The organism is Terrabacter sp. FW104-15G4B, from assembly GCF_058790095.1.
Genome location: NZ_JBYTCI010000064.1, coordinates 1 through 2417 on the forward strand (window position 1 = coordinate 1; position 2417 = coordinate 2417).

At 68.8% G+C, this 2417-nt stretch carries 2 protein-coding genes; both read right to left on the bottom strand.

From position 1 onward, the window contains the following. On the bottom strand, window positions 1-840 hold an 840-nt coding region (locus AC3WRT_RS20600), incomplete at its 3' end, for a M23 family metallopeptidase (RefSeq protein ID WP_492725268.1). Window positions 841-1148: 308 nt separating this feature from the next. After that, window positions 1149-2099: a zinc metalloprotease gene (locus AC3WRT_RS20605; RefSeq protein WP_492725269.1), complete on the bottom strand. Its 951-nt coding sequence runs from the start codon at window positions 2097-2099 to the stop codon at window positions 1149-1151. Window positions 2100-2417 lie beyond the last annotated feature (318 nt).

Consider the following 2417-nt stretch of genomic DNA (forward strand, 5'->3'; position numbering starts at 1 on the left):
GTTCGGGGCCTCGCTCGCCTCGGTGAGCGGCACGTCGCCGTCCTCGACGGCGTGGATGACGCTGCTGCCCGGCTCGAGCACGAGGTGCGGGACAGCGGCGAACGGCACGGAGGCGGTGTCGGAGGGCGGGAAGCCGAGGTAGGGCGCCGGGTCGACGTAGCGGTCGTTGATGATGACGTCGAAGTGCAGGTGGCAGCCCGTCGACCAGCCGGTGGTGCCGCTGAGCCCGATGACCTGGCCTTGCTTGACCACCTGGCCCTCGGTCACGAGGAACTTCGACTGGTGGCCGTATGCCGTCTTGGTCGTCGCGTCGTGCTGGATGATCGTGCGTCCGCCCCAGGAGGCCGAGACCCGGGCGTAGATGACGGTGCCGTCGGCGGCGGCGTGGATCGGGGTGCCGCAGGCCGCAGCGAGGTCAATGCCCGTGTGGAACATGGGCCGCCCCAGCAAGGGGTGGATCCGCGGTCCGAACGGCGACATCTCCCCGCCGAGGACCGGGTGGATGAACATCGGGCGCCCCACGATCGGGGCGGCTATGGCCTCGGCCGTGGCGGGTGCCAGGCTGATCGCCGGGAACATGAAGAGGCCGCCTCCCATGGCGGCCGAGAAGGCAGAACCGGCAGGCGCCGGCGCGAGAGCGGCGGTGGGGTCGACGGACGCCGTGGACGCGGACATCTCGCTGCGGGCCTGGCCGACGGCAGCGACCACGTCCTGGACTGCAGGTGACCCCGCGGCGAGGACGACCGACTCAGTCGGGGTCTGCGGCGTGCTGCCTCCGAGGAAGGGCAGCAGCGCGAACAGCAGGACCATCGTCGCGAAGGGCACGACGCGCCCGCTCATCCTGATGTTCAGGACATGCGGGCCACCGCGCTCATTGCCGTCTGTCACCGTCAAGCCACCCCCCTCGAGGCACATCTGCTGTCACCGCCGACACTCTCTAGTGCAACGGCGTCGTCGCAACCGGGGGCCCCCACGGACGCCCCCACGTCCTGACCGACCGGTCGCGTCCACCATAGGTCGACGGCACGGACACGGGGCGGTTGTCCGAGAAAACCGACGTCAACTCGTGACGGATGTGACTGATGTGGCAGATGTCCCGCTCTGCAGACCTTGTCCCGCACCCGGCATACGTAGGCTCTCTTCGGTCCTCAGCTGGTCGGGACCTTTCGGAAGTCCAGCCAGGCGTCGTTCATGCGCTCGACCTGGCCCTTGGTGAACATGTCCATGCAGGAGTCCTGCGTGTAGTCCATGAAGTTGTGGATCGGGTCGAGCCCGGGAGCCGTGCAGGTGTCGGCGCCGGTGGGGCAGTTGAACTGCGGGACAGCCTCGCGCGGCGTGTCGGTCACGAAGTCACCACTCGCCGAGCAGCTCCCCTTGAAGGTGTGCTCGAGCATCAGCCAGTGGCCGACCTCGTGTGTGAGGGTGTCGCCCTCGGCGTACTTGCCGGCCGTGCCTCCCGGCATCGACTCGTCGAGCATGACGACACCGTCGAGGTAGTCGCGGCCGTTGTTGTAGCCCTTCGGGAAGTACGACCAGCCGAGCAGGCCCCCGCCGATGTCGGCCGAGTAGACGTTGAGCGTCTCGGAGTTGCCCGTGTAGAGCGCCTTCTTCATGTCGCGCTCGGTCTTGCCCGGGATCACGGTGTACCACTGCGAGTTCACGGTCCAGTCGATGCTCGACAGTGAGAAGCGGAACGGCGAGTCGGCCGCGTCCGGCGCCGTCCGGCCGGCGTACGAGTCGTTGAGCACTGTCATCTGGGCCGCGATGAGTCGCTCCCAGCGGGTCTTCTCCGTGACCGACAGCGTGTGGTCGGAGACGACGTGGAAGACGGTGGGGATGTGCACGCTGCCGTTGGGCAGGCGTGGCGCGTCCTTGATGACGCCGTATGCGTTCGCCTCGTTCGTGGAGTAGAGCTCCGGCTCCTTGGCCGTGCTCCCGGCCGTCACGCGGGCGAGGTCCGGTGCGGTCGAGCACTGCGCGGCACCCGGCGAGGGGCGGCTCGCTGCGGCGCTGACGCCCGCGCTCGAAGAGGCCAGCGCGATGACGCTGACCGCTGTGGCGGCCAGGGCCGTCCAGCGCAGGGTGGGCTTGAGTGGCATACGGGATCTCCTCGTGTCATCTGCTGCTACCCCGAGCGAAACGCTTCTCGGAACCTACCGGGGCAGCGGGGGCGAACGGGGTGCTAGGACGGCGCGAGATCTGGTGGTGCGGGCGGAGCGGCCCGGCGTGCTCATGACGAGGCATCCGCGCGGTCGGCTTGCGTCAATCTTGCGTAAACCACGGCGCTTCACCACCCGCGTTCTTGCGGTCCGGTGGGCATGCTGGTCGTCGTAGGGAGGGACACCGACCGAACCGTGGGGGGAAGGTCGGCTGCAGTACCGGTTGGGGAACCGGCGGGGGTGGGAACCGGTTGGGGG